Below are 26,079 nucleotides of genomic sequence, written 5' to 3' on the forward strand. Positions count from 1 at the left end.
TGTCACTCCTGCTTGCCCCGCTCAAACGCACACAGTTTTCGGGTCGCCTCCCGATTGTTCTTCGCTCTGTTTTTCGATCAGTCGAGGCTCATGGGCGTTACACCATAGGGGGCCAGGCCTGCCGCACCCGCATCGGGAGCCGTCAAAACGCTCACTCCCCCATCGGGCATGATCGCAATCGAGTGCTCCCAGTGCGCGGCGTCCGACCCGTCGACTGTTCGCACGGTCCATTCGTCGGCCTCGGTGAGAGTGTCAATCCTGCCCGTCGTCAGCATCGGTTCAACGGCGAGCACCATCCCCGGTTTGATCTTGGCACTGATGCCGCGCGCGTTGTAGTTGAGGACCTCGGGCGCCTGATGCATGGCTGTACCGATGCCGTGGCCGGTGTACTCCTCGATGATGCCCGCCTCCCAGCCGAGCTCTTCAGCGCGCGCAGCGACCACATCTTCGACGGCACGTCCCACTGCGGAGACGCGCTTCGCCCCGGCCAGACCGGCGAGGGCCGCCCACAGGGATTCGCGAGTCACCGCATCGAGTTCGCGTCGGCGCCGCATCGTAGCCTGCGCGACTCCGTCAACCGGGCGTCCGCTCGCCCTCTCCCCCGCTGCGAAGCGCTCATCGGAGATCCACTCGTCGCCGACGATCATTGAGAAGGCGGCGTCCCCGTGCCACTGGCGCCCGTTCCTGCCGACCCAGGCTCCGCAGTCGAAGCTCACGAGGTCGCCCTCGCGCAGGGTGAGGGGACCCGGGATGCCGTGGACGACGACGTCGTTGACGCTGATGCACACGGTTGCGGGATAGCCCCCGTAGTGCAGGAAGTTCGATGTCGCGTTGCCCCGAGCGATCGTTGCAGCGGAGACGGCGTCGAGTTCGGCGGTTGTGACGCCCGGCGCGACGGCGTCGCGCAGCGACGCGTGGATGTCGGCCACGACGAGGCCGGCCTCGCGCATCCACTTGAGCTGTTCGAGCGTCTTGATTTCAATACGCACCACTGTCAGATCCTTTCAACACATGCGCGGCGATGACAGCATGAACCGCGCGGCTCCAATCGCCGCGCGGTATGCAGATGAAGGATGGTCAGCCTTCTCGATGAGCGTCCAGAACGGCGAAGATCCGCTCGGAGACCTCGTCGACCGTTCCCATGCCGTTGACGACTTCCAGCATGTCGTGATCCGCGTAGTAGGCGGCGACGGGCTCCGTCTGCGCGCGGTACACCTCGAAACGGTGGCGCATGACGGGCTCGGTGTCATCGGCGCGGTGCTGTTCTTCGGCGCGCTTGAGCATGCGGGTGACGACCTCGTCCTCATCGACCTGGATCTCGACGACGACGTCGATCTTGGTGCCGAAGTCCTCGCACAGTCCGGCGAGGAAGTGGACCTGGTCCACATTGCGGGGATACCCGTCGAGGAGGAATCCGGCCTCGACGTCGGGGGCCTCGAGACGGGCCCTCATCATGACGTTCGTGACCGAGTCGGGGACGAGTTCGCCGCGATCGATGTATTCCTTCGCCTTGAGGCCGATCTGCGTTCCCTCGGCGATGTTTGCGCGGAAGATTTCACCGGTGGAGATCGCCGGGATGGAGAGCCGCTCGGCGATACGGGCGGCCTGCGTGCCCTTACCGGCTCCGGGAGGGCCGAGGAGAATAACAGCGGTCATCGCAAGAATCCTTCGTAATGGTGCTGCTGGAGCTGGGTGTTGATCTCCTTGACCGTCTGCAGACCGACGCCGACGATGATGAGCAGTGTCGTTCCACCGAAGGGCATCTGTGAGGAGGACAGCTTCAGGGGGATGATGAGCAGCGACGGCAGCAGGGCGATGACGACGAGGTAGAGCGCGCCTGCTGACGTGATGCGGTTGATGACGTAGCGCAGGAACTCAGCGGTGGGCCGTCCCGCGCGGTATCCGGGGATGAAGCCACCGTAGCGCTTCATATTGTCGGCGACCTCGTCCGGGTTGAAGGTAATCGTCGTGTAGAAGAACGCGAAGAACAGGACGAGGAGCGCATAAATCGTCAGATACACCCACGAGTCCTGGTGGAAGTTAGCGGTGATCCACTGGACCCAGCCGTCCGTGGCATTGCCGAACTGGGCGACCATGAGGGGCAGCGCCAAGATCGAGGACGCGAAGATGACGGGGATGACGCCCGACATGTTGATCTTCAGCGGGATGTAGGTGGTGGTGCCGCCGTATTGGCGCCGTCCCACCATGCGCTTGGCGTATTGGACGGGGATGCGACGCTGGGCCTGCTCGATGAATACGATCGCGAGTGTGACGCCGAAGAGCATGAGCACGATCGCCCCGACGGCGCCCCATTTACCGGATTGTCCGATGGAGAGTACCTGGGAGGGCAGGCGCGCTGCGATGGAGGTGAAGATGAGCAGCGACATGCCGTTGCCGATGCCGCGCTCTGTGATGAGTTCACCGAGCCACATGACGACGCCCGTACCCGCCATCATGACGATCACCATGATGAGGAACATCCACCACGACTTGTCAGCGATGACGGACTGAGAGCAGCCGGAGAACATGCGCCCTGTGCGCGCCAGGGTGATGGTTGTCGTCGCCTGGAGCACGCCGAGGAAGATCGTGAGGTAGCGGGTGTACTGGGTGAGCTTCGCCTGCCCGGTCTGTCCCTCTTTATAGAGGTCGTCGAAGCGCGGGATGACGACGCGGAGCAGCTGGATGATGATCGACGCGGTGATGTAGGGCATGATGCCGAGGGCGAGGATCGACAGCTGGAGGAGTGCGCCACCGGAGAAGAGGTTGACGAGGTCGAGCAGGTTCACCTCATTCTGTTGCGCGAGGCACTGCTGGATGGCCTTCGAGTCCACGCCGGGAGTCGGAATATACGATCCGAGGCGGAACATCGCCATGATGAGCAGCGTGAAAAGCAGTTTTCGGCGCAGATCAGGGGTGCGGAACGCCTGTGCGAAAGCACTGAGCAAGGCTTCCTCCTACTGGTGGTGGGCATGCGCGGGGGTTGTCCCCCGGTATCGACCGTGTCAGCCTACCCGAGTTTCGCAAGTGGGCTGCAGTCGCATTCTACGGAGTTGGTGGACGATCGACGAGGCCGACCGTCCCGTCATACGCCGTTGAGGGTGGCCCGGGGCTCCGGGCCACCCTCAACCGGGTGTCAGCGGGCGGTAATGGTTCCGCCCGCCGCGGTGATCTTCTCGTGGGCGCTGGCCGACCAGGAGTCGACCTCGACTTCGAGCTTGACGGTGAGCTCCCCGGTGCCGAGCACCTTGACGGGGGCGCCGTCGCGAACCGCGTGCTTGGCGACGAGGTCCTCGACCGTCACCTTGCCGCCCTCGGGGAAGAGCTCCTCGAGTTTGGACACGTTGACGACCTGGTACTCGACGCGGAACGGGTTCTTGAAGCCGCGAAGCTTGGGCAGACGCATGTGAATCGGCATCTGGCCGCCTTCGAAGCCCGCGGGAACCTGGTAGCGGGCCTTGGTGCCCTTAGTACCGCGTCCAGCGGTCTTGCCCTTCGAGCCCTCACCGCGACCGACGCGGGTCTTGGCCTTCTTGGCTCCGGGGGCCGGGCGAAGGTGGTGCAGCTTGACGATTTGCACCTTCTCACCCGAAGTGGTCTTCGAGTCCGCCATTGTCAGTCGACCTCCTCAACAGTCACCAGGTGACGCACGGTGCGGACGGCACCGCGAACAGTGTTGGTGTCCTCACGAACGACGCTCTGGCCGATCTTGCGCAGCCCGAGGGTGCGCAGGGTGTCCTTCATGTTCTGTTTGGCGCCGATCGTGGACTTGACTTGCGTGATCTTCAGATTCGCCATCACTCGTTCACCCCCGCTGAAGCCTTGTCGGCCTCGGCCTGTTCCGCCTTGGCGCGCTTGTCGGCCTCGCCCTGCGCGCGTGCGCGCAGCATCGACGCCGGTGCAACCCGCTCGAGGGGAAGGCCACGGCGCGCCGCGACTGCCTCGGGCTGTTCGAGCTGCTTGAGGGCGTCGATCGTCGCGTGGACGATGTTGATCGCGTTGTCGGAGCCGAGCGACTTGGTGAGCACGTCGTGAACACCAGCGGCCTCGAGCACTGCGCGAACCGGACCGCCGGCGATAACGCCGGTTCCCGGTGCGGCCGGACGCAGAAGCACGATGCCGGCGGCGTCGCGTCCCTCGACTAGGTGCGTGATGGTGCGGCGGATCATCGGGACGCGGATGAAGTTCTTCTTCGCCTCTTCGACGCCCTTGGAAATGGCCTGGGGGACTTCCTTGGCCTTTCCATAGCCGACACCGACGGTGCCTTCTCCATCGCCCACGACGACCAGAGCCGTGAAGGAGAAGCGGCGCCCGCCCTTGACGACCTTGGACACGCGGTTGATGGCGACAACGCGCTCGATGTATTCATTCTTGTCATTGCCACGACGGTTATCGCGGTCATTCCCGCGGCCGTTGCGGCGGTCGCGACGCTCGCTGTCGCCCGAACGCTCAGAGCCTTCCTGACCGTTCCTGCTTCGCTGCTGTGCAGCCATCAGTTGATCTCTCTTTCCTTCGATCCGGTCACAGCTCGAGTCCGCCCTCACGGGCGGCTTCGGCGACGGCCGCCACGCGGCCGAAGTACTTGTTCCCACCTCGGTCGAAGACGACCGAGGTGATGCCGGCGGCCTGAGCGCGCTCTGCAATGAGAGCGCCGACTTTGCGCGCCTTGTCGGTCTTGGTGCCTTCCGCCGCAGCGAGTTCGGCTTCCATGTCCGACGCGGAAACCAGGGTGTGTCCAACGGTGTCGTCGATCACCTGGGCCACCATGTGGCGGTTGGAACGGGTGACGACTAGGCGAGGACGCGCAGCCGTACCGTTGATCTTCTTGCGAAGGCGCAGGTGACGACGCTTGCGAGCGACGAACTTGCCTTTGCCCTTGACCGTGTACGCCATCACTTACCAGCCTTTCCGACCTTGCGACGGATCGTTTCGCCCACGTAGTGGATGCCCTTGCCCTTGTAGGGCTCCGGCTTCTTGAGCTTGCGGATGCGAGCCGCAGTCTCGCCGACGAGCTGCTTGTCGATGCCGTGGACCGTGAACTTGGTCTGGGATTCGACGGTGAACTCGATGCCTTCAGGGGCCTCGACGAGGACCGGGTGCGAGAAGCCGAGCGCGAACTCGAGGTTCTTGCCCTTGGCGACCACGCGGTAACCGGTGCCGGTGATCTCGAGTTCTTTCTTGTAGCCCTCGGTGACGCCAATGATCATATTGGCGATGAGAGTACGGGTCAGGCCGTGCAGCGAACGGGACGTGCGCTCGTCATCAGGTCGTGCGACAGTGATCTGGCCATTGTCGATGGTGACCTCGATGGGGGAAGCGACAGTGTGGCTGAGCTGGCCCTTCTTGCCCTTCACGGTGACGTCCGCGCCGTCGATTGCGACGTCGACGCCAGCGGGGATGGCAATGGGGTTCTTACCGATACGCGACATTGTTCAGCCTCCTGTTCACCAGACGTAGGCGAGGACTTCCCCGCCTACGCCCTTCTCGGCTGCCTGGCGGTCGGTGAGCAGGCCGGAGGACGTGGACAGGATGGCCACGCCGAGGCCGCCGCGGACCTTGGGCAGGTTGGTGGACTTGGCATATACGCGCAGACCTGGTTTGGACACGCGCTGCAGCCCCTGGATGGCGGCCTCACGATGGTTGCCGTACTTGAGGGTCAGCGTGAGGGTCTTGCCCACGCGGGCGTCCTCGACGCTGGTCGAGGAGATGTAGCCCTCTTCGACCAGGATGTTCGCGATCGCGTTCTTCAGCTTCGAGTACGGCATGGAGACCGTGTCGTGATGAGCGCGATTCGCATTGCGCAGACGCGTCAGCATGTCTGCGATGGGATCTGTCATTGTCATTGGGGGTTGTCCCCTTCCTCGTCGCGGTATCCCCTGTTGCGGGACCTACGACGTCAGTGTCTTACCAGCTGCTCTTCGTGATGCCGGGGAGTTCGCCCTTGAGGGCGAGCTCGCGCAGGCACACGCGGCATAGTCCGAACTTGCGGTAGACCGAGCGGGGACGCCCGCAGCGGTTGCACCGCGTGTAGCCGCGCACACCGAACTTAGGGGTGCGCGCTGCCTTGATCTTCAAAGACGTCTTGGCCATGGGTCAGTCCTCCTTGAACGGGAAGCCGAGGCGACGAAGCAGGGAACGGCCTTCTTCATCGGTGGATGCCGACGTGACGACCGTGATGTCCATGCCGCGAACGCGGTCGATGGAATCCTGGTTGATCTCGTGGAACATGGACTGTTCCGTGAGGCCGAAGGTGTAATTCCCATGACCGTCGAATTGCTTGGGGGACAGGCCGCGGAAGTCGCGGATGCGCGGGAGGGCGGTCGACAGGAGTCGATCGAGGAATTCCCACATGCGATCACCGCGCAGCGTAACGTGCGCGCCGATGGGCTGGCCTTCGCGGAGCTTGAACTGCGCGATGGACTTCTTGGCCTTGGTGGTGGCGGGCTTCTGACCGGTGATGGCAGTGAGGTCGCGGATTGCGCCCTCGAGTGCCTTCGAGTCGCGAGCCGCCTCGCCGACGCCCATGTTGACGACGATCTTCGTCAGCCCGCCGACCTGCATGATGTTCTCGTGTTTGAACTCTTCACGCAGAGCTTCGCGGATCTCCGACAGATACTTTTCTTTCAGACGCGGGGCCATGTTCAGATCTCCTTACCCTGCTCGATGCCGCGCTTAGCGCCACCACGGGTCACGCGGACGCGGACGGTGCGGGTGCGGCCATCGCGCTCGACGGTGTCCTCGCGGAAGCCGACGCGCACGCGCTGCTTGGTGTCGGGATCGACCAGTGCGACCTTCGACAGGGAGATGGGGGCTTCGATGGTCTCGATGCCGCCGGCCTGTCCCTGCTGGCCCTGGCGAACGTGACGGGTCTTGAGGTTGACGCCCTCGACGAGAACCTTCTGGTCGGCGGGGAACACCTTAATGACGCGCCCCTGCTTGCCCTTATCACCGGGCTTGAGGGGTTCGAGGCCCTCAGCGATACGGCGCTCGTTGCGCTTTGCGAGCTTCTTCTCATCGGACGTGCGTCCGCGAACAACCTCGACGAGGTCGCCCTTGCGAATCTTCGCTGCCATCAGATCACCTCCGGTGCGAGGGAGACGATGCGCATGAACTTCTTGTCGCGCAACTCGCGGCCGACTGGGCCGAAGATGCGGGTTCCACGCGGTTCGCCGTTTGCGTTAATGATGACGGCTGCGTTCTCGTCGAAGCGGATGTAAGAGCCGTCGGCGCGACGGGTTTCCTTACGGGTGCGGACGACGACCGCCTTGACGACGTCGCCCTTCTTGACGGTACCGCCGGGGATGGCGTCCTTGACGGTGGCGACAATGGTGTCGCCGATTCCTGCGTAGCGGCGAGAAGAGCCGCCGAGTACACGGATGGTCAGGATTTCCTTCGCACCAGTGTTGTCGGCGACCTTGAGTCGCGACTCCTGCTGGATCATGTTCTATTGCTCCTGTGGTCGAGCCGGTTCTCGCAGGAGCATTACTTCCCGCGAGCCTTGCCGATCGTGCATTGACTATTGCGCATCGATGCCGACAATAGTGCGAACGCACCGCCCCAGCGGGAGATGTTGCTCGCTCGCACTATCAACTCGGGGCGCAATGCGCCCCGAGTCACGCAACTGTCCCACCCTACCCCATCGCAATACACCGGCAAAAGCGGATCTCGCGTGATCTGCCCCATGGAATCGGTCCCTTCTGCTGCATCCGGGGCTTGACGGGCAGTACCTCGGCGCCTCGCATCATCACCATTGCGAACGTCGCGCGCGTCATCGGAACACACCGCGCAGCTTCCGAATGTTGCACCGTTCAGGTCCGCGTCACAACGTTCGGATCCACATTAATGTTGTCCGATACTGCGGATCAGGTGATACAAGAACGGGGGCCGACACCCTTGCGGATGCCGACCCCCTGTGAGGCGCTGTGATCTGTCAGATCACTTGGCCTTCTCGATGATCTCGACGACGCGCCAGCGCTTGGTGGCTGACAGCGGACGGGTCTCCATGATGAGGACGAGGTCGCCGATGCCGCACTCGTTGTGCTCGTCGTGCGCCTTGACCTTCTTGTTCTTGCGCATGACCTTGCCGTAGAGGGCGTGCTTGACACGGTCCTCGATTCGAACGACGACGGTCTTGTCCATTTTGTCCGACACGACGTAGCCGCGACGGACCTTACGATCATTGCGCTTGGTGGTTTCTGCCATGTGACTCACTCCTCGGTGCTCGGGGCGGTGCGGTAGCCTAGCTCCCGCTCACGCGCGATCGTGTAGATCCGGGCGATGTCACGGCGCACGGTCTTCATGCGGCCGTGGTCTTCGAGGCTGCCGACAGCCTGCGCGAAACGCAGGTTGAACAGTTCGGCCTTGGCCTTCTCGAGTTCCTTGGACAACTGCGCGTCATCCATGGCATCGAGGTCGGAGACGTTCAGACCCTTTTCGGCCATCAGTTGTCACCACCCTCTCGGACCACGAAACGGGTCTTGATAGGAAGCTTATGCTGGGCGCGGCGCATTGCCTCGCGAGCGAGGTTCTCATCGACGCCTCCCAGCTCGAACAGGATTCGTCCGGGCTTGACGGGGGCGACCCACCACTCCACGGCGCCCTTACCGGAACCCATTCGGGTTTCAGCGGGCTTCTTGGTTAGCGGGCGGTCGGGGAAGATGTTGATCCACACCTTGCCGCCGCGCTTGATGTGACGCGTCATGGCGATACGAGCGGCCTCGATCTGACGGTTCGTGATGTACGCGCCGGTCAGCGCCTGGATCCCGTAATCGCCGAATGCGAGTTCGGTGCCGCCGGTTGCGTTACCGGTGCGGTGCGGGCGGTGCTGACGACGCCACTTGGTACGACGGGGAATGAGCATCCGGCTCAGGCCTCCGATCCGTTGTCAGTAGCTGCGGGCGCGGCTGTAGCCTGTGCCTGCTGCTGAGCGTTCTCCTGGTTCGGACGTCCACCGCGGCGCGGTCCGCGACGGTCACCCCGGCGTCCACCACGGTTGGCCTGCTCGGCCTGCTGGCGCGCGAACTCGCGTTCAGTGATGTCGCCCTTGTAGATCCACACCTTGACGCCGATGCGACCGAAGGTCGTGCGCGCCTCGTGGAATCCGTAGTCGATGTTCGCGCGAAGCGTGTGCAGTGGCACGCGGCCTTCGCGGTAGAACTCCGAGCGGCTCATTTCGGCTCCGCCGAGACGACCGGACACCTGAACGCGGATGCCCTTGGCACCGGCGCGCTGAGCGGACTGGATGCCCTTGCGCATGGCGCGGCGGAAGGAGACGCGGGCAGCGAGTTGCTCGGCGATCCCCTGTGCGACGAGTTGTGCATTCAGATCGGGGTTCTTCACTTCGAGGATGTTGAGCTGGACCTGCTTGCCGGTGAGCTTCTCGAGGCCCTGGCGAAGACGATCCGCCTCGGCACCGCGGCGACCGATGACGATACCCGGACGCGCGGTGTGCAGGTCGACGCGGACGCGGTCACGCGTGCGCTCGATATCGACCTTCGCGATGCCTGCGCGTTCGAGGTTCTCGGACAGGGTTTTGCGGATCGCAACGTCCTCGGCAACGTAGTCCGAGTAGCGCTGCCCCTTAGTGGTCGAGTCGGAGAACCAGCGGGACCGGTGATCGGTCGTGATTCCCAGGCGGAACCCGGTGGGGTTGACCTTCTGGCCCATATCAGCGGTCTCCCTTCTTCTTGTCTTCCTTGGTGCCGACCACAAGGGTGATGTGGCTCGTGCGCTTGAGGATGCGTCCTGCGCGTCCCTGTGCACGTGGGCGGAACCGCTTCATGGTCGGACCCTCATCGACGTAGGCCTCAATGATCATGAGGTCGGCCTCGTTGAAGGCCTCTCCGGCGAGTTCAGCCTTCACCTTGGAGTTGGCGACGGCGCTGAGCAGCACCTTGCGGACATCGGTGGCGACGGCCTGCGGGGCGAACCGCAGGATATCGGCGGCCTCCAGGGCGGCCTTGCCACGAACCTCGTTCACGACACGGCGGGCCTTCTGGGGCGTGACGCGGACATAACGCGCCTGCGCCTTGGCTTCCATTAATCTGCCTCTTCTTCCCAGGACCGGCTCAGCGCCGGCGTCCCTTACGATCGTCCTTGTCGTGGCTGCGGAAGGTGCGCGTGGGAGCGAACTCTCCGAGCTTGTGGCCCACCATCGATTCGGTGACGAAGACGGGGACATGCTTGCGGCCGTCGTGGACCGCGAAGGTCAGCCCCAGGAAGTCCGGGGTGATGACCGAGCGGCGCGACCAGGTCTTGATGACGTTCTTCGAGCCGGATTCGTTCGCGGCATCGACCTTCTTGAGCAGGTGGTCGTCGACGAACGGGCCCTTCTTCAAACTGCGTGGCATTGTTATCGGCTCCTACTCAGCGATTCTTACCGGTCTTGCGACGACGAACGATCAGGCGATCGCTTTCCTTATTCGGACGGCGAGTACGGCCCTCGGGCTTGCCCCACGGGCTCACCGGGTGACGGCCACCGGAGGTGCGGCCCTCGCCACCACCATGCGGGTGATCGACGGGGTTCATGACGACGCCGCGAACGTGCGGGCGCTTGCCCTTCCAGCGCATGCGGCCGGCCTTGCCCCAGTTGATGTTCGACTGCTCGGCGTTGCCGACCTCGCCGACCGTTGCACGGCAGGCGATCTCGACATTGCGGATTTCGCCGGAGGGTATGCGCAACTGGGCGTAGCGGCCTTCCTTGGCGACGAGTTGAACGGACGATCCCGCGGAGCGGGCGATCTTCGCGCCTCCGCCGGGCTTGAGTTCAACGGCGTGGATGACCGTGCCGAGGGGGATGTTGCGCAGCGGCAGGTTGTTGCCGGGCTTGATGTCGGCTCCGGGACCGGCTTCGACGCGGTCGCCCTGGGAGAGCTTCGCCGGGGCGAGGATGTAGCGCTTGGCGCCGTCCGCGTAGTGCAGGAGGGCGATGCGCGCCGTGCGGTTCGGGTCGTACTCGATGTGCGCGACGATTGCGGGCACGCCGTCCTTGTCGTGGCGGCGGAAGTCGATGACGCGGTACCGGCGCTTGTGACCGCCTCCGCGGTGACGGGAGGTGACGCGGCCATTGGAGTTGCGTCCACCGGTTTTGTGCAGCGGGCGCAGCAGCGACTTCTCGGGGGTGGAGCGGGTGATCTCAACGAAATCGGAGACCGACGCGCCGCGACGACCCGGAGTCGTGGGCTTGTACTTGCGGATTCCCATGTTTGTCCTCTACCTCTCCGGTTCTCAGGCCTGATCGCCGAAGATGTCGATGGTGCCCTCGCGCAGCGTCACGATCGCTCGTTTGACGTCCTTGCGCTTGCCCAGACCGTTGCGGGTCCGGTAGGTCTTGCCCTTGCGGTTCTGAGTGGCGACCTGGCCGACCTTGACTCCGAAGATCGCTTCGATGGCGATCTTGATTTCGGTCTTGTTGGCGCGCGGGTCGACCTCGAAGGTGTACTTGCCCTCATCCATGAGGATGGAGGACTTCTCGGTGACGACCGGCTTCAGGATGATGTCGCGGGGGTTCTTGCCCGCTTCGATGGTGCTCACTTGGCTTCCTCCTTGGTACCGAGGAAGGACTCGAGGGCGGCCTGCGTGAACACAATGTCGTCGGCGTTGAGAACGTCGTAGGTGTTCAGCTGGTCGGCCCACAGAATGTGAACCTCGGGGACGTTGCGCAGGGACAGGGCGGTCAGCTCGTCTCCGCGTTCGAGGACGACGAGGGCCTTGCGGTCCTCGACGATTCCGCGCAGCGCAGCCAGTGCGATCTTCGTCTTCGGGGTCTCGGACTCGATGAGGGCCGTGACGACGTGGATGCGACCGGCGCGCGCACGGTCGGACAGTGCCGAGTACAGTGCGCCGCGGATCATCTTCTTGGGGGTCCGCTGGTTGTAGGAGCGCGGCTGCGGGCCGTGGACGACGCCGCCACCGGTGAACTGCGGGGCGCGGATCGAGCCCTGACGGGCGTTGCCGGTGCCCTTCTGGCGGTACGGCTTCTTGCCGCCGCCGGAGACCATGCCGCGCGTCTTGGTGGCGTGCGTGCCCTGGCGGGCGGCAGCAAGCTGAGCGACGACGACCTGGTGCATCAGCGGGATGTTGGTGGGAGCGTCGAAGATCTTCGCAGGGAGTTCGACCGTGGCGGCCTTCTTACCCTTGAGATCGAGGACGTCGAGGGTCTGAACGTCAGACATGATCACGCACCCTTCACAGCGGAGCGAACCAGGACCACGCCGTTCTTGGGGCCCGGGATGGCGCCGCTGATGAGCAGCAGGCCCTTCTCGGTGTCGACGGCTTGGATCGTGAGGTTCTGGACGGTACGGCGGGCGCCACCCATGTGGCCGGCCATGCGCAGGCCCTTGAAGATGCGACCGGGGGTCGCGCAGGCGCCGATGGAGCCGGGCTTGCGGTGGTTGCGGTGGGCGCCGTGTGTGGCGGAGACGCCGGCGAAGCCATGACGCTTCATGACGCCGGCGAAGCCCTTGCCCTTGGTGTTTCCGGAGACGTCGACGCTCTGTCCTGCTTCGAAGGTGGAGGCGTCGAGTTCCTGGCCGACCTCGTAGGAGTCTGCGGAGGAGGTGCGGACCTCGGCGAGGTGGCGACGGGGCTCGACCCCGGCTTTCGCGAAGTGTCCGGCGAGGGGCTTGGTGACCTTGCGGGCGTCGATGTCGCCGAAGCCGATCTGGATGGCGGAGTAGCCGTCGACCTCGTCGGTACGGACCTGGGTCACGACGTTGGTGTCGACCTGGACGACAGTGAGGGGCACGACGTGACCCTCGGCGTCCCACACCTGGGTCATGCCGAGTTTGCGGCCGAGCAGCGCCGCGATGGGCGCTCCAGCGTGCTGCTTGTTGTCAGTTGTCATTGCAGATGTCCTCAGAGCTTGATCTCGATGTTGACGTCCGCGGGCAGATCGAGGCGCATGAGCGAGTCGACGGCCTTCGGGGTCGGGTCGATGATGTCGATGAGCCGCTTGTGAGTGCGCATTTCGAAGTGCTCGCGGCTGTCCTTGTACTTGTGGGGCGACCGAATGACGACGAACACGTTCTTTTCGGTCGGCAGCGGCACCGGGCCCACGACTGTGGCGCCTGCACGCTGCACGGTGTCCACGATCTTGCGCGCGGAGGAGTCGATGACCTCGTGGTCATACGACTTGAGCCGGATGCGGATCTTCTGTCCCGCCATGCCGTGTTACCTCTTCTCATTGAGATTCGTCACCGGTCCCCGCACTCGGGCGTGTCGTCATTTCGGCGACAGTCCTTTCGCGCGGTTCCTCCTTTATGCGGGGGGTGGACCGTTGTCTTGTCCAAAGATCTCGGGCGTGATGCCCGGTCCGCGGAGAGCCCGCGGAACCGCCCCACATGCGCGGGGCAACCGTATAAGTCTGTCAGATTCACATTCTTCCCGGCAAGTTCGGGCGCGCGAGAAATCGTGTGAATCCTCCGACATTCATCCGGACGACCATTGCTGCTCCGTTTGCCGATTGACGAGGGCGATCCCGGTGGACACGCCCCGCCTGTCAACAATGGGCAGCGCCGAGCACCCAGTGTACCCGCACTCGGGCGTGTCGCCAAAGTGGATGTGGATCACAACCTGTTGGCGGCGGGGCTCGCGAGTGTCCGCTCCCCTCACCCCGTGTCGCCCCCGTTTAATCCTCCTGGAGCGACCAGGTTGAACGGTTCTTCGCCAAAACCAGCTGCGATCTGATCAAACGCTTCGATGCGTTCAGCGACGAATAGCTTCCTCCTACAATTGCGCACCTCGCTTTCAGTGACAATTGAAAGCGAAGAGACACGTTTGTCAGTGAGATCATTTCTGTGTCGCTGAGATGGTCTGGCGAGCAGTCCTCCGGCACTCCGACTCAGTTCGTCGACAGGAGTAGTCGTGCGGCACGCTGATGGGAGACTCCCAGGATGGTGCCAACATCTCGCGCAGCGTCGGCTCTTCGGAGCGCCACGCATCGCAGGGCGGAGTGCGTTGAAAACCCGCCATCCGAACTTGCTTGCGAGGTCGCTCCATCAATTCCAGAATGCCGTTCAAGAGTCCGTGTCGTCACGCAGCCCGCCATCATCGCCGTGACGCGCGTTACCAACGCGTCTTTCAGTGAGAATGCAGCCGTCAAGGCCGTGGAGCGGGCATGACGAAGGGTGGCGGGGAGTATTTCTCCCCACCACCCTTGCGAGTGTCAGGATACGTTACACCGTCAGGTGCTGCTCCGATCCTGGACTGGTCAGCCCTGCTCGCGACGGCGACGTGCAACCAGGGTTGCGCCCGCAGCGATGAGGATGAGCGACGCACCGCCGATAGTCATCAGCAACTGGCCATTCGCACCGGTCAGCGGCAGTCCGGGAACATCCTGCTTGATGTTCGGAACCTGTGCGTCAAACGAACCCACAGCGGTCGCGTCCGGAGTCACTTTCACTGCTGTCAAAGCGTTGTCACCGGTCGGCAGGGTGTAGCCAGCAGGTGCAGCGACTTCCTTGAGCACGTAGCAACGATGGGTATTGTTGTGATCCCAGGCGGGGTCGTTATAAACCGGGGTCGTGCCGTCTGCCTCGAAGACCGGCTTGCCGCCAGCCTCCTTCTGGGAGGCCTTGCCCTGATCAACGAACAGGCCGTCAATCTTCACGGTGCCATCGACACCAGTGGTGAACTTGCTCTTGCCGTTGACGACGAGGGCGTTGCCCTCAAGCTCCTTGGTGCAGGTGCCATCGTAAGCGGCCTTGGCATTGTAAACTTCAAAAGTTGCACCAGCAAGCTTCTTCTGGTTGTCCTGGTCATGCTTCTCAATGATCACATCACCCCAGCTGGTGACGACCTTGTTAGTTGGCTGCGGCTCATCGTCACCCGGCGGTTCCTCCGGGGGAGGCGGGGTGTCACCGGGGACCGACTTGACGTATGACTGGGCCCAGTTGTCGAGGAGACCGATTTGCGTGGCCTTCGTCTTGAAGGTGACGACCACAGTCTTTCCGGCCTTGGTCTTCAGAGTTTCGAGCGCAGCCTTGTCAAGGGACACGTAGAGCTTGCCGTCTGCACCCTTCTTGGTTGTGTATCCCAGCACGGTGCCGTCGTCCAACTTGACGGAATCGACATTGCTTGGCTCTGCATCCTGGCCTGCAGACATCTTGTCACCGATGATGAAATACTTGAAGGAGTAGCCAGCGCCGAGTTCAGGAACCTTCTGCGAGACCGTGTAGGTCAGCTGGCCCTCATTGACGAGACCGTTGTTCGAAACGACGACGTCCTTGGTCGGCTTGTCAACCGGCTTATTCTTCGGGTAAACGTGAACGTCGTACAGCCACTCTCCATCACCGTTCGCGGCGTTCGCAGTGTTATTCGGGAACGGAATCGTCACGAAGAACGGGGCCGCTTTCTGGACGATGTTGGCAGGGGCCTTCGTCTCACACACGAGATACCCTTTAATCTCGAGACCGCTGACCTTCACCGTGCCATCGGCAGCAGTCAGACCTGAGACAACAGGGGCACCAAACGTGGCGGGCTTATCGTAAACCGAAGGGTTAGCATCATTGGGCAGCTTGAGAGACACCGGATTGTTACAGGCGTCAGCCGGAACAGGCATGTCCTTCAGACCATTCCACGCTGCTTGGGTGGTCAGGTCGAGGTTGGTGATCGGGTACAGGGTGAACTGAACGCCTTCGACACCGGTACCATCCACCTGAGTCTTACCATCAGGCGTACCTTGCGGTGTCTGAGAGCCATCGATGTGCTTGTGGATGGTGAGCGAAGCACCGCTCCCAGGCATCTGAATATTGCCCGGAGCCAGTGCCGGATCCGCGTAGGTCGCGGAACCGAAGCCGACGAAGCCGACTGCGAGAGCAGCGGCTCCGGCGAGCACCCGACGCCCACCGGGTAGGTGTTTGATAGTCACAGGATTTTCCTCTCACTGTGTTGCGCTACGGGATGTAGCAAGTTTTCTCTATGAACTGATGATGTGGATGCGATGAATCAGAGACCCGCGCCTCCTGACTGAGCAATTGGACTACCGGGGCTCGGCCCCGACATAGTCCTCAGGCTCTGTCGCTCGACACAATTCTCTTCTTCAGTGCGAGGCGTCTTTCGACGTCCCCACGTCTGTTCATCAATCAACGATCGAATAGATACTGGACAATTCAACCATGATTGACCGTACTGAGTAAGCATGTGATGTGTGAGCATTGTCATCACATCGCTTGCTTCTTGCGGTTCCATCCCACTACGGCCACCGCGATGGCTCCGACGGCGAGCACTCCAACGCCTCCAAAGATGAAGGCATCAGCACTCATTCCGCCTGTCAGCGGCAGATCCGGAACACCTTGCTTCTTATTCTCGAACGCTATCCCGAACGTGTAATTGAGCGCTGTCGGCGTAATGGAGAACTTATGCTCCTCTTGAGAGAGTTGATATCCCGCAGGAGCCTTCGATTCCCTCAGGACGTACTGATCTGTCGCCCAATCGATTCCGACAACCTTGAATGAGCCAGCAGTAGGATCAGAGTCGTAGTAGGTAGCATTGGGGACTTTGGGGCATTGATCGGCGGAATCCGCGACGCAATCCGTGATTGTGACTCCGCTCAGAGGCAGCCCGCTACCACCTGTCAGACTCCATTCCGACCCGCTGAGTGCTTCCTTGTTATCTGCGTCAACCTTCTTCCAGGTGACAGAACCGGTGAGCCGCTTATTGATGATCGCACCTGCATCAGTCACCTTTCCATCAAGTTTCGCAAGACGGGATTCGAGATGAAGCGGTCCGACTGTCGGGAAGACAAAGGTATCGGTCAACTTCTGATAGCCCGCAGGTACAGATTCTTCAACGATCGAATAAGTACCCCAGGAGAGCCCCGTAAGCTTGAATTTACCCGCAGCAGGATCCTGATCCTTGTACGGGCCCACAGGGCACGTCGCTGCTGTGCAGTCGGAGACAATGGTACCCGGCGGAACCTCGGGACCAGTCAGTTTCCACGTGGTTCCCGCAAGTAGACTCGTCCCGTCAGCATCAACCTTATCCCAGCCGATCGTTCCCGGCTTGGTCGCGTTCGTAACCTCACAGGTGACACGATCAGTGTTCTTTACAGTGACGATCCCCACTCCAGGATCTTGCGACTCAACAGATGATGTGTATGAACTTCCAGCGGCCGCAATTGTTCCGGGCGTCTCACCGCATGTCCACGTACTCGCCTCATAGCCGTCGGCGTCAGCATGTGAAGATGTTTCAGACAGAGCGTAATTCCCATTAACGACGTTCGTCACACCGGTGTCCGTCGTGCCGGACACGATTGCGAATCCAGCGGGCGCGGCATTATTTCGACCTGTGAGCGTCCATTGATCGGTATTCAGGGCTGATACTTCAGTAGAGGCATACTTACCATCAACCTTCTTTACCAGCTGAAGAGTCGGAATCCGAACAGGGACTCTGTAGTCCTCGACTTCACCGGTCGTTGTGATACCGGTAGCGTGCTGACCGTTCCCCCCGTTGTCCTTGGTGATGCGCAGTCGCATGTACGTGTCGCTTTGGGAGTTCTCTTCACCGGTGACGGAGCGTACGACATCTGATGGGACATCCCATGTCAATGTAGCCTTTCCCGCCACGCACGCCACTTCATCACTCTTTTCGGTGGCCTCGTCGAAAACACCATTGTGGTTCCAGTCAATCCAACCGGCAGCTTTGCCCGTTCCGCCGCAGACAACTGTTTGTTTGTGTGTCCCGCCTGGAACAGTCTCGATGTGAAGGTCATTCGCGTCAATGGCATCCTCATCGTTGGAGAAACCGTCTTTGTCATCGCCGTCTGCACCATCGGAGAATCTCTGCATGCCTTCTGCATCGATCTTATGACCGAGGCTCGGTGCCGCTTCGTCAGCGATCAACGTGGCAGGATCAATACCGTCGAAGAGATCAATCTTGCGGTCACTGCCGATGGCAGCTGTTCCTTTATTCCAGGAGATGTTGCCCTGCTCCCACTTGGGCTCGAAGAGGGATCCTGCGTATCCATAAGAGTACGGGGCATCGCCGAAGTCCGTTGAGATGATGAGGCCAAGCGCGACAGCGGAGTAGCCCGCTCCTTGCATCGTGATCTTCGCGCTCGTAGCCCCTTCCATGAACACCACCGCATCCGGGCCGCCCAGTCCGTTCGGGTGCGCATAGGAACCACCCTGGTACACGCACTCTTCACCTGAGGGCATCAGGCGCAGTTTTGTGTTGTTAGAGGAGATAATGGCGTTCGTCGTCACTCCGTTGCAGTTTTCGCTGCGCAAGCGATCGAGTAAACGCCACTTCGTCCCTGCGGGGACCTCGGCTTGGATCCACTCGTCTTCCCGAGCCCCAACGGAGTCCGCGGTCACAGTCGTATTTGAATTCCCGTATGGCGTCCTGTCACTCGACGCCTCAGCATCGGCGAAGACGAGCCCGCGAACTTGCACGGGTTTCTCGGATCCATTGACGACGAGCTTCGCGGTACATGACAGATTGAAAGAGACTCGGGCGTCTTGACCGGTGCCCGGCCCGCCGCTGCCATTGTAGGCGTACCCATTGGCGAGCCCAATGACCATCTCATTCTTATTCGTGTAGTCCTGCGGGTAGGTAAGACCACTGTGCCAGAAGAGCGAACCGTCCTTCCACACGCCAGGGCCTCCCACGTTATACAGACTGTCGAGTGCATCGCCCGCCCAGGTTCCCGGAATCGTCGCCACGAGGGGCCCCTTCCAGGAAGACGGATGGGCCTCCCCCTGCTGATTCTTCTGCGAGATGAGATCGAGATTGTCGAGAGTGCAATTCGTGATCAAGGACCCGGCATCGCCAAGGTCTCGAACATTGGAGAAGACACGCTGCTGCCCATAGTTCAGGACGGGAACATTCGGCTTGTCTTTCCGGGAGCCGTCAGGGTTCAGAAAGTCTGAAAATGGGGCCCACTGGAGCCACTGGATGGAACTCGTGTAGCTTCCCGAACCCCCGGTGGCGAAGACGGCGGGGAGCTCTCCCGCACGCGGTGCTCGCGCACGCGGAGAAGCTCCCAAGCCGGCCAGTGTGGATGATCCCTCGTCGGCCAACTCCGAGCCCACGGAGTTACTGTCATCGTCGTCGGTAGCTTCAGCATTCACCTCAGGCGCGGCAGGTGCGGTAGACCCCGACGCGCTCATAGCACCGGACTCGGGGGTTGCCTCGACAGGGGTCGCACCGCTCTGGTCGGACTGCGATGCATCGGCCTCGCCAGCGGAAGCGACCTGAACTCCGCTCTCGGGTGCGTTAGTCGCCACCGCGTAGGTAGTGAATTCATCCGCTTCAACGGCGCGAGACTGTCCAATCGGGAAGACCCCAAGGGATCCGCCGACTGCCAGTGAGGTCAGCGCCGCCATCGCTGCAAGGCTTCGCCCCCACTTCTTCCGTCGGTGCGCAGCATGCGCTGGACCAGCGTCAATCCGCCCGTGCGAGTTGAAGTGCATATCGACCCTCATCGTGTTGCTTTTAGGGATACTCTTCCGACCGCAGCCCTCGCATATGGAGGAAATGTTGTCAGATAAATCCTACACCATAATGGATCTGTATGGTTACCCGGTAGCGTGCCCACATTCTTTCAATAGAAATTGAACAAGCTGCACATCTTTGCAACATCGCAATGTTTCAAAACTGGGCATACCGGTCGCGAGAAGCGCCAATGCCTGATGACTATCATTTTCGCGAACGTGAATTAACAGCATGAGAGTGCGGAAACTCTCACATATGCTTCAGGTTTCCATCGGCCGGAGTGAGGAAGATCACATCTGTCACTCACGCCAGGCAAACCGGACCAATCAGAGCTTTCATCACCGATAGTTAAAACACTGTTACATATGATGTGCGTCGCATTTGCACATCATCGATCGCTCGCGCATCATACCCACTCAGCATGCTGATCGTCACTCAGCAGGGAGCAGCTCAATCTCGTCCAGCGACTCGTCCTCGTCGCGGCGTTGGGGAGCGATCGGCCTACCCGCCCACCAGATGTACACGCCAACGACGACAAAGCCCGCAGGAATCCACACAGCCCACCATGGGAAATGTGGCACCGTCGGGGTCTTGCCCGCTGCTTCCACATCCTTAATCGGAGTCGGCATGATCCGCTCCCCCGTCAACAGAATGCGGTGGGTATTGATCCCCAGAGGCGTACACGTCACCAGGGTCGCAAGATCCCGCCCCGCCTCGACTCGCAAAGATTCAGTGTCCTCCGGTTCCACAACCTTCTTGTCATCCACCTGATAGGTGAGGACCTCGCCGAAGATCTCCAACACGAAGGTGTCGCCCGGCTGCACCTTGTCGAGATCGGTGAACATCTTCGCGTCTGCGAGGCCTCGGTGCCCCGTCAAAACGGTCCGAGTCCCTTCGCCACCCACCGGCAACGACGTACCCTCCAGATGTCCCACTCCCTGAAGGAGAGTCTGATCACTGGTGCCGTGGTAGATCGGCAGATCGAGATCAATCGAATCAATGCGGATGCGGCCCATCAGACCCGAGGAATTGACACTGAGGATCGAGTTGTAATCCAAGCTCTCGTCACTCGACGTACCATTGCCGGTCGGGACATTCGTATTTGCCTCGAGCAGAGCCCCCACATTGAGTGCGGCATTGTATTCATGGGCACGGCTCAGCTGGACCTCCTTCTCCGGATCCGCTGTGTCCACCTGGACCTCGTAGCGGGAAACGATTTTTGACTGGTTGTACTGGCTGATCCAGCTGGCCACCGTCGGATAGGACAAGATCAACAGACCCGCAATAGCCAGGAATGCAGGAATAAGCGAGAACCAGTTGAGCTTCCACTTGCCGGGCGCCTGCGCAGCAGTACGGGGCGAGCGCGCGTCGGTACGCGACGCACTCGCCGGCTCCACCCCGGTATGAGGCGCCGAAGCGGTGCTAGAAGCGACCCCGAACCGGGACACACCGCGATTGCCGCGAACCTCAGCGTGCTGCGGACGATTCTTCATCATGTCTTTATCTTTCCACCGGTACAACTCTTCTGACAGCCTAGCGGGCGAGCATGGTTAGCGTGAATCCATGAGAGGCGAGGCCTCGGAAGCGATTAGAATCGATCTGGACGATTGGAATCGAAAAACAGGCTCCGCACCGCCTCGAAATAGCGAGATCTGCTCTATAAGCATGATTCGCTAGGAGGTGCGGCTCATTGGATGCACGAAGTGAAGAGGACATGTATCGCTGGCAGAGCCATAGGGATTCGGGAAGGGTGAGAGCCTTTGCCAAGAGCCGGGGCGTAGGCCACAGCGATTGTCGCAACACAGGCATCGCCCTCGTTGTGAGTGCAGCAAGCACTACCTACGCCATCCGAATCCTCCGGCACTCAGCAACCATTTCCGCCTCATCCGCTTGCGTCGGCAAGATCTGCGAACCGTCAGCAATGACTACACGGTGAGTGACCGTAGCACCCACCGCCAGCGCGTAGCGGCGCAAGGTAGACAGGCGAGGATCATGTTCCTGACTGTCGAATTCGGCAACGGCCGGTTGCGTCACTCCCATGATCTCCGCGATCTCACGCTGCGAGTAGTCAGCCTGATAGTCCGCCTTCGCACGTACCGGATCGCGCTCTGGTCATATGCTCCACAGCAATGAACGGTCATCCTCAAGGATCCCAGAGCAGCTAGAACCAGAAAGACTCCAAAAAAGAGCCGACACCCCCTAGTGTCCTTTAACCCCGGGGTCCGGTCGAAGCAGACAGCCTGAACCAGCTCGGCACTCCCCCGATGTCTGCCGCGAACCTCAACTATGATCCGCCAGAAGGCGGCGTGTGAGCGATGCGCCGTGCACCATTGCATCTTCAGTGAGCCGAACGCGAAATAGTGGGCTGATCGCCGAGGGATCGCGTAGTGGTGAAGCAAGTGGTCCGAACCGACGGTTCGGACCACTGAACTGCTCCCGCGACTGGATTCGAACCAGTAACCGTCCGATTAACAGTCGGATGCTCTGCCGTTGAGCTACGCGGGATTGCGACCCGTCAATTATGGAGCACACTCCCGGGCAGGGGCAAATCGCCGAACGTGGCACGCGCCTCACTTCACTTGCGGGTCCGCGCGCACGCCTGGCGAATCCCCGACCTGTCAATAGCAAGGGTCACTGCGGGAGTGCGGCTCCACCGGTCAACCCGTCGACCGGAGGCCACGACATCCTGCCCGAAAACGGAACGACAAGCCACCCGACGATACGCGTGTGCCCGGCGGGCATCACACCCACCGGGCACACGTCGAAGCATCAGAGCGCTTCTGGTCCCTACGCCGCGCGGAGCGTCAGCCCAGGGACAGCGAAATCACTTGAGGGTGACCTTGCCGCCGGCCTCTTCGATTTCAGCCTTGGCCTTGTCGGCGTCTTCCTTCTTGGCGTTCTCGAAGATGGTCGAGGGGGCGCCGTCGACGAGATCCTTGGCTTCCTTGAGGCCCAGGCCGGTCAGGTTCTTAACGACCTTGACAACGGCGATCTTCTTGTCGCCGGCAGACTCGAGGACGACCTCGAACTCGGTCTTCTCTTCCTCAGCAGCGGCCTCGCCAGCCGGAGCGGCGGCAACGGCAACGGCGGCCGGAGCAGCAGCGGTCACGTCGAAGACCTCTTCAAAGAGCTTCACGAAGTCGGAGAGCTCGATGAGGGTCATTTCCTTGAAAGCTTCGATGAGCTCGTCATTGGAGAGCTTTGCCATGGTAGGCATCCTTCCTTGTTGGCCTGCTACGAGAGCAGATATTTGGTGAGTTCCGCGCGCGTGATCCTGCGGGGGCGTCGGCGCGCAGGGCCTGTCTCGTCAGGCCGCTTCGCCCTGCTTCTCGCGCAGAGCATCGATGGTGCGCACCGTCTTGGACGGCAGCGCGTTGAACGCGTACGCAGCCTGAGAGATCTTGGCCTTGAGGGCGCCTGCGGCCTTGGCCAGCAGCACCTCGCGGGACTCCAGATCCGCAAGCTTCTTGACAGCCTCTGCGGACAGCGCGGAGCCATCCATTGCGCCGGACTTCAGTACGAGCTTCGGGTTTTCCTTGGCAAAATCACGCAGCGCCTTGGCGGCCTCGACGGGCTCGCCGGAGACGAAGGCAATAGCGGTCGGACCCTTGAGGTCCTCAGCCAGGAAGTCGAGTCCGACTTCCTGCGCCGCCAGCCGTGCCAGCGTGTTCTTCACCACGGCGTAGCTCGCGTTGTCGCCCAGTCCGCGACGCAGCTGCTTGAGCTGGCCGACGGTCAGGCCGCGATACTCAGTCAGCAGGACAGCGTCGGACGCGCGGAAGCGCTCCACGAGTTCGGCAACTGCCGCCACCTTGTCAGACCTCGCCATGGTCCTCCTTCCAGATAATTGCCGCCAGACAAATGAAAAAGCCCGACACGCAGGTTCGTGTCGGGCTCACAAGTCCGTTCCGCCGTCGGTCCCTTCCCTATCAAGGAGATTCCGCGTGACGGTTCACTCACCTGCGTCGGCTGCTTTCGCATTTCATCGCGGTCGCCCGCGCGCCTGACGGTCTTCGGCACCCCCAACCTTAGCAATCGACGAGACCGCCCGCCAAGTCAGTCGGCTGTGAGGGTGGGCACGGGGATCGTGCATCGAAGGCGAGAGCCGCGTAATACCCCCTGTCCCACACACTCGCCGCGCCTTCGTACACATCTCGCAAACGGAGAGTACGCCCTCGCCCCGACCCCCTCTCAATCGACGGGGCCTGCTCCGGGCATTACGCGGGGATTGCCCCCGGACAAGGACTGTCGACATGCGGCACAGCCGCGTCCGACGCAGCCCACTTGCCAGCGCGGCACGACCCGGAATAGGCCAAGAATAGGCACAAGCATCAGCGGGAATGACATGTCCACCGGCGCGCCGACGCGAGGCGTTGATGTGATGTGTCGTTACTCAGATTGCTGGGTGTCTGCGCCATTGTCGCCGTTGTCCACCGGATCAACCGGCTCTTCAGGCGGAACCGGTTCAAGCTCGGACTCAGGTTGGGGCGCAGGGTCAGGCTGGGGCACGTGTGTGTCGACGGGTGCGGACTCCACGGGCGGGGCGTAGTAGCCGGCATCAGACTGGTAGTATCCGCCGTCGTTCTCGGTTTCAACCCACGGCGTGTAGGTCTCGACCTCGTCGCTCGCCTCAACCTCGACGGTCCCGGCCGACTGAACATCGGATCGGCCCGCGGACTGCGCATCGCCTGATTGTGCGTTGGACTGTTCGAACCGCACCGACTTCACGGGCTGGGGGGTCTGCACAGCTGCAACCGCATTGTTCTCAGGCTCGGCGTGGGAGCCGGAAACGAAGTAGACCGCCGTCACCGCGAGCACCGCAGTGACGCCGATCTCGATGATCAACGGGAAGATCATGGAACGAATACGGGAATGACGCCTCGGGATATCGGTCGTCTCAATGGACGACGCCGCGTCGTGTTGGTCGTGTGCCATGCGTCCTCCCGTCCGCCTCATAATTCCCTATTAACTGTATACGGACCGCCGTACCCGAACCAGAGCCTTTTCCCCACTACGGGCGGCTGATTGATCACAGTCACTGTCATTCGACCCGCTGAAACGCACACAGTTTCGGCTCGAGGCGATCTTGAGAGCGCATCGGCTCCACTATTAATGCAGGTCAGAGAGTGGCGTTGCGACAGATAGAGCTAACGGATCAGGAAACTGTGTGCGTTTTCGCGGGCGGACACCCCGCGCCTTGTATCACCCGCAGTCTATTCCAGGGTTCCCGACCGATTCCCGTCGTATTCCCCGTGATTTCGGCAGGAAACCTAGAGCAGACGCGTCCCCGACGAACCACACCACGTGCCACCTACCATTTGCAGGTCGGGGCACTGCGTGTGACAACACTGCATACGAGCGCCAATCCTGTCACACGTTACCGTTTATAGACCTCTTATAGACCTCGTGCGATGGATGACTCGAACGACGGTGACGACCAGAGCAGCATCGATCATGTCGTGAATGACGCGATAGTCGCCACCCTTGATCCGCCACGCAGCCTGCTCACCGACGAGTTTCTTCGCACCGTGCGGGCGCGGCTCCTCCCCCGCCGCCGTGTCCTCACCAGTCGTGTCCCCGCCACCGACGGCCGAAGCTCCGACCGGCACGGCCTCACCCTGCACATACATTGTCGTCACCTCACCGTTCTCCCCGATCGCCGCCCGGTCATACCCCTTGAGCAGGAACAGGCGCGCCCGTGCTGCGGCGGTGAAGTACCCCCCACGGGGCGCGGAGGATCTACTTGCCGTCAATATCGGCGAGCAGTTCACGCAGCAGGCTCACATGTTCTTCCCACACCTTGCCGACAGCGGCGAGCATTGGATTCTGGTCGATGAAGATGAAATGCCACCCGAGGCCGTAGAGCACCGTCTGCTGCGCCCACGCCGCCGATTTCGCTGCGCGCAGGTTACGGCATGTAGCGTGTGCCGAACTAATCGACGTACCCGTCCGGCTTCGTCCACGCGGTTTGTACGGCGGAGTCGCCCGCTTCTCGCTTCTCGAAGTAGTACACGGCGTCGGACGCGACGACCGTTCGCGTGTCGGCGGCCCGCAGCCGTCCGATCAGCGTGGCGCCGTCGAAGATCGGGGCGTCACGGTCCTCGGGGAAAAGCTCCGGCCCGAGCGCCTCCAGGGCGGAGCGGTGGATGAGACAGCACTTCGTTGCAAGGTGGATGCCCTGCGGCTGGGCGGCCGCATCAATGGTGCGCGCCCCGGCCTCGAATCGGAAGTCGAGCGGATGAGGCGAGTCGACCGCTCCCCGGCGGATCCGCATTCGCGCGACGAGGAGCGGGCTGCGCAGATCGCGGGCGCCCATGAGTTCCTCGACGTAGGAGGGGCCGAGGGTGTCGTCAGGGTCGGGGAATCCGATCCATTCCCCTGTGGCGCTGGCGAACCCGCGGTTGCGGGCGGCGGCCTGTCCAGCGTTGTCCTGTTCGACGATCCTCACGCTCATATCGGCCCCGGCCGACCACTGCGCGCACAGCGTGGGCGAGTCGTCGACGACGCCGTCAAGGACGAGGACGATCTCGATCCGCTCGTGCGGATACGTCTGCGCGTCGAGCGAAGCGAAGAACTGGGGCAAGCAGTCGGCAACGCCGTAGACGGCGACGACGAGGCTGACCCTCGGCGTTCCAATCATGCGAGGCG

General features: G+C 61.9%; 33 protein-coding genes and 1 tRNA gene. All 34 read right to left on the bottom strand.

Features of this window, described 5'->3' with window-relative positions; translation table 11 throughout:
* Nucleotides 1–77: 77 nt before the first annotated feature.
* The 34 genes from BQ7471_RS03755 to BQ7471_RS03925 all read right to left on the bottom strand — a co-directional run bounded on the left by BQ7471_RS03755 (nt 78) and on the right by BQ7471_RS03925 (nt 26,071).
* Nucleotides 78–992 carry a type I methionyl aminopeptidase gene (locus BQ7471_RS03755; RefSeq protein WP_129583340.1) on the bottom strand — a complete coding sequence of 305 codons (915 nt, stop codon included), beginning with the start codon at nt 990–992 and terminating at the stop codon, nt 78–80.
* An 85-nt stretch (nt 993–1,077) separates the two neighbouring features.
* Nucleotides 1,078–1,656 (bottom strand): adenylate kinase, encoded by a 579-nt coding sequence (locus BQ7471_RS03760; RefSeq protein WP_076464297.1) that lies wholly within the window; start codon nt 1,654–1,656, stop codon nt 1,078–1,080.
* The gene (gene secY, locus BQ7471_RS03765) at nt 1,653–2,945 is read right to left on the bottom strand and encodes a preprotein translocase subunit SecY (RefSeq protein ID WP_076464299.1); all 1,293 of its coding nucleotides are present in this window, start codon (nt 2,943–2,945) and stop codon (nt 1,653–1,655) included. The genes BQ7471_RS03760 and secY overlap by 4 nt, the downstream gene beginning before the upstream one ends.
* A 188-nt stretch (nt 2,946–3,133) precedes the next feature.
* Nucleotides 3,134–3,610 carry a 50S ribosomal protein L15 gene (rplO, locus tag BQ7471_RS03770; protein ID WP_076464301.1) on the bottom strand — a complete coding sequence of 159 codons (477 nt, stop codon included), beginning with the start codon at nt 3,608–3,610 and terminating at the stop codon, nt 3,134–3,136.
* Between the two features lie 2 nt (nt 3,611–3,612).
* Nucleotides 3,613–3,795 carry a 50S ribosomal protein L30 gene (gene rpmD / locus BQ7471_RS03775; protein WP_076464303.1) on the bottom strand — a complete coding sequence of 61 codons (183 nt, stop codon included), beginning with the start codon at nt 3,793–3,795 and terminating at the stop codon, nt 3,613–3,615.
* Nucleotides 3,795–4,490, bottom strand: a complete 696-nt coding sequence (rpsE, locus tag BQ7471_RS03780; RefSeq protein WP_076464304.1) for a 30S ribosomal protein S5 — start codon at nt 4,488–4,490, stop codon at nt 3,795–3,797. Before rpsE ends, rpmD begins: the two co-directional genes overlap by 1 nt.
* 28 nt (nt 4,491–4,518) lie before the next feature.
* Complete coding sequence (gene rplR, locus BQ7471_RS03785; RefSeq protein ID WP_076464306.1) at nt 4,519–4,890, bottom strand: 50S ribosomal protein L18; 372 nt, start codon at nt 4,888–4,890, stop codon at nt 4,519–4,521.
* Complete coding sequence (rplF, locus tag BQ7471_RS03790) at nt 4,890–5,426, bottom strand: 50S ribosomal protein L6 (RefSeq protein ID WP_076464307.1); 537 nt, start codon at nt 5,424–5,426, stop codon at nt 4,890–4,892. Before rplF ends, rplR begins: the two co-directional genes overlap by 1 nt.
* Nucleotides 5,427–5,441: 15 nt before the next feature.
* The gene (gene rpsH / locus BQ7471_RS03795; protein WP_076464308.1) at nt 5,442–5,840 is read right to left on the bottom strand and encodes a 30S ribosomal protein S8; all 399 of its coding nucleotides are present in this window, start codon (nt 5,838–5,840) and stop codon (nt 5,442–5,444) included.
* Between the two features lie 61 nt (nt 5,841–5,901).
* Complete coding sequence (locus BQ7471_RS03800) at nt 5,902–6,087, bottom strand: type Z 30S ribosomal protein S14 (RefSeq protein ID WP_076464310.1); 186 nt, start codon at nt 6,085–6,087, stop codon at nt 5,902–5,904.
* A gap of 3 nt (nt 6,088–6,090) precedes the next feature.
* Complete coding sequence (gene rplE / locus BQ7471_RS03805; protein WP_076464312.1) at nt 6,091–6,636, bottom strand: 50S ribosomal protein L5; 546 nt, start codon at nt 6,634–6,636, stop codon at nt 6,091–6,093.
* A gap of 2 nt (nt 6,637–6,638) precedes the next feature.
* On the bottom strand, nt 6,639–7,070 hold the full coding sequence (gene rplX / locus BQ7471_RS03810; protein WP_076464313.1) for a 50S ribosomal protein L24: 432 nt from the start codon (nt 7,068–7,070) through the stop codon (nt 6,639–6,641).
* On the bottom strand, nt 7,070–7,438 hold the full coding sequence (rplN, locus tag BQ7471_RS03815; protein WP_076464315.1) for a 50S ribosomal protein L14: 369 nt from the start codon (nt 7,436–7,438) through the stop codon (nt 7,070–7,072). Before rplN ends, rplX begins: the two co-directional genes overlap by 1 nt.
* Before the next feature lie 494 nt (nt 7,439–7,932).
* The gene (gene rpsQ / locus BQ7471_RS03820) at nt 7,933–8,199 is read right to left on the bottom strand and encodes a 30S ribosomal protein S17 (protein ID WP_076464316.1); all 267 of its coding nucleotides are present in this window, start codon (nt 8,197–8,199) and stop codon (nt 7,933–7,935) included.
* 5 nt (nt 8,200–8,204) lie between these two features.
* Complete coding sequence (gene rpmC / locus BQ7471_RS03825; protein ID WP_076464318.1) at nt 8,205–8,438, bottom strand: 50S ribosomal protein L29; 234 nt, start codon at nt 8,436–8,438, stop codon at nt 8,205–8,207.
* Nucleotides 8,438–8,857 (bottom strand): 50S ribosomal protein L16, encoded by a 420-nt coding sequence (rplP, locus tag BQ7471_RS03830; RefSeq protein WP_076464319.1) that lies wholly within the window; start codon nt 8,855–8,857, stop codon nt 8,438–8,440. The genes rpmC and rplP overlap by 1 nt, the downstream gene beginning before the upstream one ends.
* Nucleotides 8,858–8,862: 5 nt before the next feature.
* On the bottom strand, nt 8,863–9,663 hold the full coding sequence (gene rpsC, locus BQ7471_RS03835) for a 30S ribosomal protein S3 (protein ID WP_076464321.1): 801 nt from the start codon (nt 9,661–9,663) through the stop codon (nt 8,863–8,865).
* A 1-nt stretch (nt 9,664) separates the two neighbouring features.
* Nucleotides 9,665–10,036: a 50S ribosomal protein L22 gene (gene rplV / locus BQ7471_RS03840; RefSeq protein ID WP_076464322.1), complete on the bottom strand. Its 372-nt coding sequence runs from the start codon at nt 10,034–10,036 to the stop codon at nt 9,665–9,667.
* Between the two features lie 28 nt (nt 10,037–10,064).
* Entirely contained in the window at nt 10,065–10,346 is a 282-nt protein-coding gene (gene rpsS, locus BQ7471_RS03845; RefSeq protein ID WP_005962242.1) for a 30S ribosomal protein S19, read from the bottom strand.
* A 16-nt stretch (nt 10,347–10,362) separates the two neighbouring features.
* Nucleotides 10,363–11,199, bottom strand: coding sequence for a 50S ribosomal protein L2 (gene rplB, locus BQ7471_RS03850; protein ID WP_076464324.1), 837 nt, complete (start codon nt 11,197–11,199; stop codon nt 10,363–10,365).
* Nucleotides 11,200–11,223: 24 nt separating this feature from the next.
* On the bottom strand, nt 11,224–11,529 hold the full coding sequence (rplW, locus tag BQ7471_RS03855; RefSeq protein WP_076464326.1) for a 50S ribosomal protein L23: 306 nt from the start codon (nt 11,527–11,529) through the stop codon (nt 11,224–11,226).
* The gene (rplD, locus tag BQ7471_RS03860) at nt 11,526–12,170 is read right to left on the bottom strand and encodes a 50S ribosomal protein L4 (RefSeq protein ID WP_076464446.1); all 645 of its coding nucleotides are present in this window, start codon (nt 12,168–12,170) and stop codon (nt 11,526–11,528) included. Before rplD ends, rplW begins: the two co-directional genes overlap by 4 nt.
* A gap of 2 nt (nt 12,171–12,172) precedes the next feature.
* On the bottom strand, nt 12,173–12,841 hold the full coding sequence (gene rplC, locus BQ7471_RS03865) for a 50S ribosomal protein L3 (protein WP_076464327.1): 669 nt from the start codon (nt 12,839–12,841) through the stop codon (nt 12,173–12,175).
* 11 nt (nt 12,842–12,852) lie between these two features.
* Nucleotides 12,853–13,161 carry a 30S ribosomal protein S10 gene (rpsJ, locus tag BQ7471_RS03870; protein WP_003790631.1) on the bottom strand — a complete coding sequence of 103 codons (309 nt, stop codon included), beginning with the start codon at nt 13,159–13,161 and terminating at the stop codon, nt 12,853–12,855.
* 1,045 nt (nt 13,162–14,206) lie between these two features.
* Nucleotides 14,207–15,865: a SpaH/EbpB family LPXTG-anchored major pilin gene (locus BQ7471_RS03880; RefSeq protein WP_083663227.1), complete on the bottom strand. Its 1,659-nt coding sequence runs from the start codon at nt 15,863–15,865 to the stop codon at nt 14,207–14,209.
* A gap of 292 nt (nt 15,866–16,157) precedes the next feature.
* Nucleotides 16,158–19,067 carry a CshA/CshB family fibrillar adhesin-related protein gene (locus BQ7471_RS03885; protein ID WP_407922678.1) on the bottom strand — a complete coding sequence of 970 codons (2,910 nt, stop codon included), beginning with the start codon at nt 19,065–19,067 and terminating at the stop codon, nt 16,158–16,160.
* Between the two features lie 795 nt (nt 19,068–19,862).
* Nucleotides 19,863–20,828, bottom strand: a complete 966-nt coding sequence (locus BQ7471_RS03890) for a class C sortase (RefSeq protein ID WP_235821219.1) — start codon at nt 20,826–20,828, stop codon at nt 19,863–19,865.
* Nucleotides 20,829–21,864: 1,036 nt separating this feature from the next.
* Nucleotides 21,865–21,936: transfer RNA gene (locus BQ7471_RS03900), tRNA-Asn, on the bottom strand.
* A 319-nt stretch (nt 21,937–22,255) separates the two neighbouring features.
* The gene (gene rplL / locus BQ7471_RS03905) at nt 22,256–22,639 is read right to left on the bottom strand and encodes a 50S ribosomal protein L7/L12 (protein WP_076464332.1); all 384 of its coding nucleotides are present in this window, start codon (nt 22,637–22,639) and stop codon (nt 22,256–22,258) included.
* Nucleotides 22,640–22,738: 99 nt separating this feature from the next.
* A complete protein-coding gene (gene rplJ / locus BQ7471_RS03910) occupies nt 22,739–23,260 on the bottom strand; it encodes a 50S ribosomal protein L10 (protein ID WP_076464333.1) in 522 nt (173 codons plus the stop codon).
* Between the two features lie 560 nt (nt 23,261–23,820).
* On the bottom strand, nt 23,821–24,366 hold the full coding sequence (locus tag BQ7471_RS03915) for a hypothetical protein (RefSeq protein WP_076464335.1): 546 nt from the start codon (nt 24,364–24,366) through the stop codon (nt 23,821–23,823).
* Nucleotides 24,367–24,815: 449 nt separating this feature from the next.
* Entirely contained in the window at nt 24,816–25,184 is a 369-nt protein-coding gene (locus BQ7471_RS03920) for a type II toxin-antitoxin system RelE family toxin (RefSeq protein ID WP_129583341.1), read from the bottom strand.
* Nucleotides 25,171–25,299, bottom strand: a complete 129-nt coding sequence (locus tag BQ7471_RS11785) for a hypothetical protein (RefSeq protein WP_268874457.1) — start codon at nt 25,297–25,299, stop codon at nt 25,171–25,173. The genes BQ7471_RS03920 and BQ7471_RS11785 overlap by 14 nt, the downstream gene beginning before the upstream one ends.
* 64 nt (nt 25,300–25,363) lie before the next feature.
* Nucleotides 25,364–26,071, bottom strand: coding sequence for a glycosyltransferase (locus BQ7471_RS03925; RefSeq protein ID WP_076464338.1), 708 nt, complete (start codon nt 26,069–26,071; stop codon nt 25,364–25,366).
* Nucleotides 26,072–26,079: the final 8 nt, after the last annotated feature.

This window comes from Actinomyces mediterranea (assembly GCF_900155595.1).
In the GTDB taxonomy this organism is placed as follows: Bacteria; Actinomycetota; Actinomycetes; order Actinomycetales; family Actinomycetaceae; genus Pauljensenia; species Pauljensenia mediterranea.

Excerpts from the sequence above, each read along its gene's own strand:
- BQ7471_RS03760 (WP_076464297.1), bottom strand. The coding sequence starts at position 1,656 with ATGACCGCTGTTATTCTCCTCGGCCCTCCCGGAGCCGGTAAGGGCACG.
- rplO (WP_076464301.1), bottom strand. The coding sequence starts at position 3,610 with ATGGCGGACTCGAAGACCACTTCGGGTGAGAAGGTGCAAATCGTCAAG.
- rpmD (WP_076464303.1), bottom strand. The coding sequence starts at position 3,795 with ATGGCGAATCTGAAGATCACGCAAGTCAAGTCCACGATCGGCGCCAAA.
- rpsE (WP_076464304.1), bottom strand. The coding sequence starts at position 4,490 with ATGGCTGCACAGCAGCGAAGCAGGAACGGTCAGGAAGGCTCTGAGCGT.
- rplR (WP_076464306.1), bottom strand. The coding sequence starts at position 4,890 with ATGGCGTACACGGTCAAGGGCAAAGGCAAGTTCGTCGCTCGCAAGCGT.
- rplF (WP_076464307.1), bottom strand. The coding sequence starts at position 5,426 with ATGTCGCGTATCGGTAAGAACCCCATTGCCATCCCCGCTGGCGTCGAC.
- rpsH (WP_076464308.1), bottom strand. The coding sequence starts at position 5,840 with ATGACAATGACAGATCCCATCGCAGACATGCTGACGCGTCTGCGCAAT.
- BQ7471_RS03800 (WP_076464310.1), bottom strand. The coding sequence starts at position 6,087 with ATGGCCAAGACGTCTTTGAAGATCAAGGCAGCGCGCACCCCTAAGTTC.
- rplE (WP_076464312.1), bottom strand. The coding sequence starts at position 6,636 with ATGGCCCCGCGTCTGAAAGAAAAGTATCTGTCGGAGATCCGCGAAGCT.
- rplX (WP_076464313.1), bottom strand. The coding sequence starts at position 7,070 with ATGGCAGCGAAGATTCGCAAGGGCGACCTCGTCGAGGTTGTTCGCGGA.
- rplN (WP_076464315.1), bottom strand. The coding sequence starts at position 7,438 with ATGATCCAGCAGGAGTCGCGACTCAAGGTCGCCGACAACACTGGTGCG.
- rpsQ (WP_076464316.1), bottom strand. The coding sequence starts at position 8,199 with ATGGCAGAAACCACCAAGCGCAATGATCGTAAGGTCCGTCGCGGCTAC.
- rpmC (WP_076464318.1), bottom strand. The coding sequence starts at position 8,438 with ATGGCCGAAAAGGGTCTGAACGTCTCCGACCTCGATGCCATGGATGAC.
- rplP (WP_076464319.1), bottom strand. The coding sequence starts at position 8,857 with ATGCTCATTCCCCGTCGTACCAAGTGGCGTCGTCAGCACCGCCCGCAC.
- rpsC (WP_076464321.1), bottom strand. The coding sequence starts at position 9,663 with ATGGGCCAGAAGGTCAACCCCACCGGGTTCCGCCTGGGAATCACGACC.
- rplV (WP_076464322.1), bottom strand. The coding sequence starts at position 10,036 with ATGGAAGCCAAGGCGCAGGCGCGTTATGTCCGCGTCACGCCCCAGAAG.
- rpsS (WP_005962242.1), bottom strand. The coding sequence starts at position 10,346 with ATGCCACGCAGTTTGAAGAAGGGCCCGTTCGTCGACGACCACCTGCTC.
- rplB (WP_076464324.1), bottom strand. The coding sequence starts at position 11,199 with ATGGGAATCCGCAAGTACAAGCCCACGACTCCGGGTCGTCGCGGCGCG.
- rplD (WP_076464446.1), bottom strand. The coding sequence starts at position 12,170 with ATGTCTGACGTTCAGACCCTCGACGTCCTCGATCTCAAGGGTAAGAAG.
- rplC (WP_076464327.1), bottom strand. The coding sequence starts at position 12,841 with ATGACAACTGACAACAAGCAGCACGCTGGAGCGCCCATCGCGGCGCTG.
- rpsJ (WP_003790631.1), bottom strand. The coding sequence starts at position 13,161 with ATGGCGGGACAGAAGATCCGCATCCGGCTCAAGTCGTATGACCACGAG.
- rplL (WP_076464332.1), bottom strand. The coding sequence starts at position 22,639 with ATGGCAAAGCTCTCCAATGACGAGCTCATCGAAGCTTTCAAGGAAATG.
- rplJ (WP_076464333.1), bottom strand. The coding sequence starts at position 23,260 with ATGGCGAGGTCTGACAAGGTGGCGGCAGTTGCCGAACTCGTGGAGCGC.
- BQ7471_RS03915 (WP_076464335.1), bottom strand. The coding sequence starts at position 24,366 with ATGGCACACGACCAACACGACGCGGCGTCGTCCATTGAGACGACCGAT.
- BQ7471_RS03925 (WP_076464338.1), bottom strand. The coding sequence starts at position 26,071 with ATGATTGGAACGCCGAGGGTCAGCCTCGTCGTCGCCGTCTACGGCGTT.